At 67.2% G+C, this 6,693-nt stretch carries 7 protein-coding genes and 2 pseudogenes; 4 read left to right on the forward strand and 5 right to left on the reverse strand.

Annotated features, from left to right (window positions below; translation table 11 throughout):
- Positions 1–43: 43 nt before the first annotated feature.
- Positions 44–1,252 carry a glycoside hydrolase family 16 protein gene (locus ABTY62_RS42890; RefSeq protein WP_352134807.1) on the reverse strand — a complete coding sequence of 403 codons (1,209 nt, stop codon included), beginning with the start codon at positions 1,250–1,252 and terminating at the stop codon, positions 44–46.
- A 386-nt stretch (positions 1,253–1,638) separates the two neighbouring features.
- A complete protein-coding gene (locus ABTY62_RS42895) occupies positions 1,639–2,379 on the reverse strand; it encodes a class I SAM-dependent methyltransferase (RefSeq protein WP_352134808.1) in 741 nt (246 codons plus the stop codon).
- A gap of 166 nt (positions 2,380–2,545) precedes the next feature.
- Between ABTY62_RS42895 and ABTY62_RS42900 the strand changes: the two genes are divergently transcribed.
- The 3 genes from ABTY62_RS42900 to ABTY62_RS42910 all read left to right on the forward strand — a co-directional run bounded on the left by ABTY62_RS42900 (position 2,546) and on the right by ABTY62_RS42910 (position 4,878).
- A complete protein-coding gene (locus ABTY62_RS42900; RefSeq protein WP_352134809.1) occupies positions 2,546–2,734 on the forward strand; it encodes a hypothetical protein in 189 nt (62 codons plus the stop codon).
- Between the two features lie 744 nt (positions 2,735–3,478).
- The gene (locus ABTY62_RS42905; protein WP_352134814.1) at positions 3,479–3,772 is read left to right on the forward strand and encodes a peptidase inhibitor family I36 protein; all 294 of its coding nucleotides are present in this window, start codon (positions 3,479–3,481) and stop codon (positions 3,770–3,772) included.
- A 260-nt stretch (positions 3,773–4,032) separates the two neighbouring features.
- Positions 4,033–4,878, forward strand: coding sequence for a family 43 glycosylhydrolase (locus ABTY62_RS42910; RefSeq protein ID WP_352134810.1), 846 nt, complete (start codon positions 4,033–4,035; stop codon positions 4,876–4,878).
- Between the two features lie 115 nt (positions 4,879–4,993).
- Here ABTY62_RS42910 and ABTY62_RS42915 read toward each other — a convergent pair.
- Together ABTY62_RS42915 and ABTY62_RS42920 are read right to left on the reverse strand one after the other, a co-directional pair.
- Positions 4,994–5,666 (reverse strand): annotated as a pseudogene (locus ABTY62_RS42915) (IS5 family transposase).
- Between the two features lie 36 nt (positions 5,667–5,702).
- Positions 5,703–6,287, reverse strand: coding sequence for a DinB family protein (locus ABTY62_RS42920; RefSeq protein WP_352134811.1), 585 nt, complete (start codon positions 6,285–6,287; stop codon positions 5,703–5,705).
- 5 nt (positions 6,288–6,292) lie between these two features.
- Between ABTY62_RS42920 and ABTY62_RS42925 the strand changes: the two genes are divergently transcribed.
- Positions 6,293–6,421: a hypothetical protein gene (locus ABTY62_RS42925; protein WP_257548903.1), complete on the forward strand. Its 129-nt coding sequence runs from the start codon at positions 6,293–6,295 to the stop codon at positions 6,419–6,421.
- Positions 6,422–6,442: 21 nt separating this feature from the next.
- On the opposite strand, the pseudogene ABTY62_RS42930 reads toward ABTY62_RS42925, so the two are convergent.
- A pseudogene (locus ABTY62_RS42930) lies at positions 6,443–6,627 on the reverse strand (NF041680 family putative transposase); the annotation flags it as partial.
- Between the last annotated feature and the right edge of the window lie 66 nt (positions 6,628–6,693).

The following is a 6,693-nucleotide window of genomic DNA, read 5'->3' on the forward strand; positions in this document are numbered from 1 at the left end:
GGGGCAGGACCGCAGCGGCCCTGCCCCGCATCACATGGCCCGCCTACCTCTGCCAGACGCGCACGTAGTCGACCGACTTCTGCGCCGAGACCGTCGCCGGGTTCGGTTCATGACCGGGGCTGGAGTACACGTACAGGTCCTCGATGATATTCGTGTTCTCCGAGGGGGTGCCCTCCACGGTGCACACCAGCTCGCCGTCGATGTAGAACCTCGTGCCGCTGGGCGAGATGTCCGCACCGTAGGTGTGGAAGCCGTCGCCCGGGTCGAACTCCAGCGTCGGCTGGCAGCCGCCGCCGGAGCCCGCGTGCGAGGTCAGGTAGAGCTTGCGCGGGTTGTCGCTGTACTGCTCGTAGGCATCGGTCTCCTGCCAGGAGTTCACGCCGTCCGCCTGCCAGGTCCAAAAGGCGGGCCAGAAACCGCGCTTGTCGGAGATCGGCTTGCCGTTCGCGTCCTTGACGTTGTACGTCAGCTTGGCGCGCGACTCGATGAAGGCGTGCTTGAAGGTGTAGCCGCTGGAACCGGTCGAGGTGAGCAGGCAGGACGTCCAGCCGTAGCCCGTGCCCGACGGAGAGGTGTAGTTCTCCCGCTTCGCGGTGATGGTGACCGCGCCGTCCCTCTCCTGGCAGTTGCGATCGAGGTTGTACTCCAGCTGCTGGTTGTCCTTGTTGCCGCGGCCGTTGTCGGCGAGGGAGCTGGAGTTGCCGCGCCACTTGGTGCCCCAGTCGACCGACGTGCCGTTGAACTCGTCCCACCACTTGACGTTCCAGCCGGTGCCGCCGCCCTGCGGTTGCACCCCGGTCGGCGGGTTCTCGCCACCGGACGAGGACTTGGTGGCAGTGAACGTCCGCGCCGGATTCGACACCAGGTTCGTCCAGGTGGTGCCCTGGCGGTAGGCCATCCAGATCTTGAATGTGCCAGCCGGGAATGACCGCGAGGCCGTGAACGTCTGCGCCGTCGTGCCAATCTGGACGTTCGTACGGTGCCCGAAGTCGAGGCGCGCGTTCGAGCTGTCCTGTACCGCGAAGACGAGCTCGTCGACCGTGATGGCCCTGTCTGCGACCAGCTTCGCGGTGAAGGTGCCGGTCTGGCCGGCGGTCGGGTACTCGACGTCGCCCTTGAACTCCTGTACCGCCACGGTGGCGGCGGCCCGCTGGCTGCCGCCTCCCAGCGGATTGGCGAGGGCGGATCCCTGGGTGCTGAGGAGTGTTCCGAACGCAACGGGGATGAGTACCGCCCGCCAGGGTCGACGCATGTCCAACCTCCTTGTGGCTGCCAAATGATGCAACACAATGGAGCGGGCCCCAGCACGCGTCAAATCGTGTGCGGAAGCTCATGGGAACACAGCCGCAACAGTGGCCGCCGAGGAGGGGCCCTACCAACATCGCGAGCGTAGGTCGGGGAAGAAGAGCTGGGCACCATCTTCTTCCCTCGCCGCGACCGCTTGGACCGCAAGGAGGTGCTCACCGTGTACGCCCCGAAGCGCGATGGCCGCAGGGCCGGACAGATGCCGACGGTCACGCGCGACTCCCACGGACAGACAGTCTGCCCCGATCCGGCTCTGGCTCCGCCCGTGATCAGCCGGACAGACCCTATGCCTGCCCGGCGAGGGGATGCCTTCACGTCTCGGCGCGGGGGAACTTACGGTTTGTGGGTTACCCAGAGCAGTTCCGCCGGCCAGCGGTGTGCCCAGTCGGGCGGGTCGGTTTCGTTGTAGCCGTTGGGTGTTCCGGGTTCGGGCCGCGGCTCGATGAGGTCGTCGATGATGAGACCCGCGCCGCGCAGGACCTTGACCCAGTCGCCGTAGGTGAGCTGATAGCTGGTCGCGCCGTCGCCTTCGGCGATGGTGTTCAGCCCGAAGTAGTCCTGCTGCAGCGTCGTGGTCACGCGGCTGGCGGCTTCGTCGTAGCAGGCTTCGAACCATGGGCTGGCGACGTTGAACACCAGGCGCCCGCCTCGGCGCAGGACGCGTGCGGCCTGCGGGACGGCCAGGTGCGGGGGCGCCCAGCTGAGCCCACCGAAGTCGCAGAACACCAGGTCGAAGCTGTCGGCGGCGAAGGGGAGTTGTTCGGCGGCGCCTTGCACAAGCGGGTAGCGGGCCGCTCCCATCGCGCGTGCCGCTGCGGCGAGTTGGGCTTCGGACAGGTCGATCCCGACCACGGTGGCGCCCTCGGCGGCGAGCGCCCTGGACCACTGGCCGGCGCCGCAGCCGAGTTCGAGGACGCGCTTGCCGGTGACGTCGCCCAGGGCGTGCAGGTGCGCGTCGGGGATGGAGTACATGCCCCACAGCCGGGGTGTGGCGCCGATTTGCGGGTCGTGCTTGTGCTGGTAGGAGCTGCTGATCTGGTTCCAGAGCCGCCGGTTGGCGGGGATGCTGTCCACGTGCCGACTCCAGCACTGCCTGCCGGGGGCGGTCAACACGATTAGGGCACTGGCCGGCCCTCGCCTGTCCGGCCCTGGCTCGGCCCATGATCCGCCGGACGAGCCCTAAGCGCGCCAAGGGCCGAAGCTGATCGAGAACAAAGAGGCGCGGCCGACACTGCGCTCGGTGCTCTGGGCCATGTGGACTCCTCCCCGCCCCGATGTCCCGGAGTTCGGCATGGGCCCGGTCCACCGTGTCAGCGCGGCCGAGGCCGATGGTGAGGCGCCGCCGCTCTACCGGCCCGGCGGGATGGAGCACCCGGGCCAGTCCGAGAACGCGGCGTACTCGACGCCCGACGCCAGACCTCGGTGGTGAGCCGTATCGAGGGGACGGTGCTGAGCCAGGGCGGGCGGGGCCGTGGGTCCGCGTCTTCTCGGTGCGGGCGGTGATGTCGGTGTTGGTGATGGGGGAGGCGAGCTGGGCTTCGGGGGCTGTCTTCCAGGCCCCGGTGGGGTCGGTGGCCAGGACGTCGGCCCTCCAGACGCTGCCGGGCCCGGGGACTTCGAGTTCGGCGTGGGCGCCGGCTTCGAGGACGGCTGCCGCCAGTTCGAGCTTGAGGAGGTGGTGGTCGGCGGATTCCAGGCCGAGCGCGCGGGCGGGGGCGCAGGGTGCGTGGGCGAAGAACCGCAAGCCGGTGCGGGAGGTCTTCGCGTGCATCGGGTGGCGGCACTCGTCGCTGACGATCGGGGCGGACGGCCGGGTCTTCCACACGGCTTCCCGCTCTGTCCGCTCCCGAGGTCCGGCAGGAAGGAGCGCGAAGATGGCACCGCACTGCGCGTGCACGGCCCTGATCGCCACGCTGGCCGCTGCCAGCCGGAGCGGAAGCCAGCGAGGCCCGAGCCACTGACATCGCGTCAGGCATCGATTCGGCCGTGATGCGATCAGGTTCGGCGGATACTCGCCCCCGATCGTGTGGTTTTATGTCCCGCCACCCCCGTGAGCGGCGCTCGGGGGCTTTTCATTGTGACGTGAACCTTCTCTCCCGCCGCCTGGTGGCCGCTGCACCGACCGGGCCCCGCGGCTCCCGCCGCCGCGCCGACGGCCACCAGGTCGGTAGAGATCGACTGCCCCGGCGGCTACGTGTGCATCGACCCTGAGATCAACTTCGGCGGACAGCCGCGGGCGAAACGGGCTGTCGGCGGCAGCGTGAAGGATCTGGCCGCCACCATCCGCGATCGCGGCAGCTCGGTGCGTAACAACTCCGATGGCACCGCACGCGTCTACGAGAAGCGCAACTTCGCCGGCCGGTGGGTGTACGTCACCAGGAGCGACGGTTCCATCCACGACCTGCGCAGCTACAACCTCAAGGACCAGACCCGCTCTCTATGTATCAACCGCAACGACTGCGGCTGAAAGCCCCTCGGGGCCCTGCGGCAGGGACCAGCCACGTGCAGGCGCTGCCGGATCAATGAACTCGCAAGAAAGGACGTATCGCTATGCGTAGTGGACTGCATGCCGTTCTGCGATTAGTCGTCGCAGTGTGCATCGGATTCCTCCTACCGTTACAGAGCTCCGACAAAGCCCAGGCCGTCCCGGTGACGTTCACCAATGGAACCCAGTTCATCAACACCGCCGGAGACGCGGTACATGGGCATGGCGGCAGCATGATCAAAGTGGGTGGATACTATTACTGGTTCGGCGAAAACACTTACCCCAACGGCCCCTTCGCGTCGATCCCGGTCTACCGCTCCACCGACCTCCATACCTGGGAGTTCCGCAATAGCGCGCTGAGCCTGACCTCGGCCCCCGAGCTGCGGAACGCCGGAGTCTGGCGGCCCAGGGTCATCTACAACGCCCGCACGCAGCAATACGTACTCTTCGTCCGCAAAGAGAACTACCCATCACCCATGACCGAGAACAAGGTCGCGATCGCCACATCGCCCACGGTGGACGGCAACTACACCTACCGGGGCAGCTTCCGGCCCATGGGATACCGGTCCTTCGACATGAGCGTCTTCCGGGACACCGACGGCCAGGCGTACCTGGTCTCGACGACCAATGGCCAGAAGGACCTGACCATCTTCCGTCTGACCCCCGACTACCTGAGTATCGCCGCGCGGGTGACCACTGTGCACAACGTCAGGCGGGAAGCGCAGTCGATCTTCAAGCGCAACGGGGTCTACTTCCTCGTGACCTCGGGTACCACCGGCTGGAACCCGAACCAGCAGAAGTACGCCACCGCGACCAGCATGGCAGGCCCCTGGAGCAGCATGGCGAACCTCGGCGACAGCACCGCCTACAACTCGCAGGTCACGTACATTCTCCCCGTACAGGGCAGCCGCACGACCTCGTACCTCTACCTCGCCGACCGATGGGCGCAGCCCCGGGGTGGCAATCACAACGACTCCACGTACGTCTGGCTGCCGCTGCGGTTCCCGTCCAACACGTCGCTCACGATGGCCTGGCACCCGAAAGTCACCATCAACGCCGACACCGGCGTTGTGTGGGGCACCAGCTGATACCGCGGCCGCGGGTCCCCATTTGGCAATCGCGGACGGGTACCGCATCGGGCGATCGCTTGGAGCGCCGAGTCGATGTGGTCGCCATCCCCGGCGTGGTCGAGGCGGCTCGGAGTCAGGCCGGCCCGAGGAAGGCGAGGAAGTGCGAGCCCTTTCGTTCGTATCGGACGGTGAGGCGGCGGTAGCCGAAGAGCCAGGCGATCGACCGTTCGATCTTCCAGCGGTGCCGGCCGAGGCGTTCGCCGGACTCGCTCCCCGGCGGGACCGGACGGCGGGTATGCCGCGGATGAGCGGGTTGAGGGCGAGGCTGTCGTGCATGTTCGCGCCGGACACGGCGACGGCGAGCGGGATGCCCTGGGCATCGGACAGCACGTGCAGCTTGCTGCCCTTCTTGCCGCGATCGACCGGGTTCGGCCCGGTCAGCGATCCCCCCTTTTGGCGCGACCGGAGGCCGCGTCGACGATCGCCGAGGTCCAGTCCACCTCGCCCCGGGCCCCGAGTTCGTCCGGCACCGCCCGGTGCAGCCGACGCCACAGGCCGGCCTCGGTCCATACGGTGAAGCGGCGATGTGCGGTGGCGGGCGACGTGCCGAACTTCGGCGGCAGATGCCGCCAGGCACAGCCGCTGGTCAGCGCGTACACCACTGCCGTGAACACGGCCCGCTCGTCACACGGAGCGGTCCCACCACCTTGCGGACGGGCAGCGAACGACGGCTGCAACGGGGCGGCCAGCTTGCAGAGTTCATCAGGAACCAGACGTTTCGATAGATCAGCACCCAAGACCGGCATTATGCCGCACGAACATCAAGTCACGTGAGACAACCTCTAAGCCTTGATTGGTGCGGCCGACCTGGCGGCCTGCTCGATCTTCGCGCAGTAGGCTGCACGGGCTTCCTCGTCGATCTGCTGCTCGTGTTCGGCGCGCACCCCGGTCCGGCCGTCGAGGCCCTCGCGCAGGATATCGGCGTGCCCGGTATGCCGGATGGACTCGCCGAGGACATGGACCATGATGGCGAACAGGTTCGTGTTGGGATAAGGCTCCGGCCACCACGGCACGTGGCCGGGGGCGTCGAGGGGAAGCTCGTTGATCGTCGCGTCCGAGTGTTCCCACGTGCGCCGGTAGAACCCGATGATCTGATCGCGGGTCTCGTCCTCGGTCGCCCACAGATCGCTGCCGTTGGAGTCCTGCCACCGGGGCAGCGGTTCCGGGGAAGGGCGGTCGAAGACCTCGCCGAAGTACCTGGCCTCGACGCTGGCCACGTGTTTGACCAGGCCGAGGAGGTTGGTCCCGGTCGCCGTCAAAGGTCGGCGGGCGTCGTATTCGGACAGGCCGTCGAGTTTCCAGAGCAGCGCCTTGCGGTCCCGCCGCAGTCTCCCGTGCAGGTTGTCTTTCGCGAATTCATCGATCATGCGGCATGAGCCTGCCATGGGCTGCTCGTGGTCTCAAAATCCCGTACGTGGTCCGCAACGACTGGCAGAGCCGAGGCCTGGCCATGGCCGCCGCCCTGACCTGCTACAAGAAGCTCGCGAAACTTGCCACGTGAGACAACCTCTAAGCTTGTCTTTTAACCTCTGAGGCTGTCACGCTCGATGATGCTTTCGGGGCGCCTGGCCTGGTCGTTTTCCCGACGTCGTAGTGGGGCGTGGGGCGACGATTCTTCGAACCAAGTGGTCGTCCAAGTCCGGGAGTTGATGGTTTCGGCGCGACGGCCGGACAGAGCAGAGGCTGTCGCACGACTCCCGGCCCCCGAAGGTCAAGAGCGATTCGCTGTTCGGTTCCGAAGTCCTTGGGGGCAACGGAATCTTGCCTAGTGGG

The sequence above is a fragment of the Streptomyces sp. NPDC097640 genome, from assembly GCF_040302705.1.
Lineage (GTDB): Bacteria > Actinomycetota > Actinomycetes > Streptomycetales > Streptomycetaceae > Streptomyces.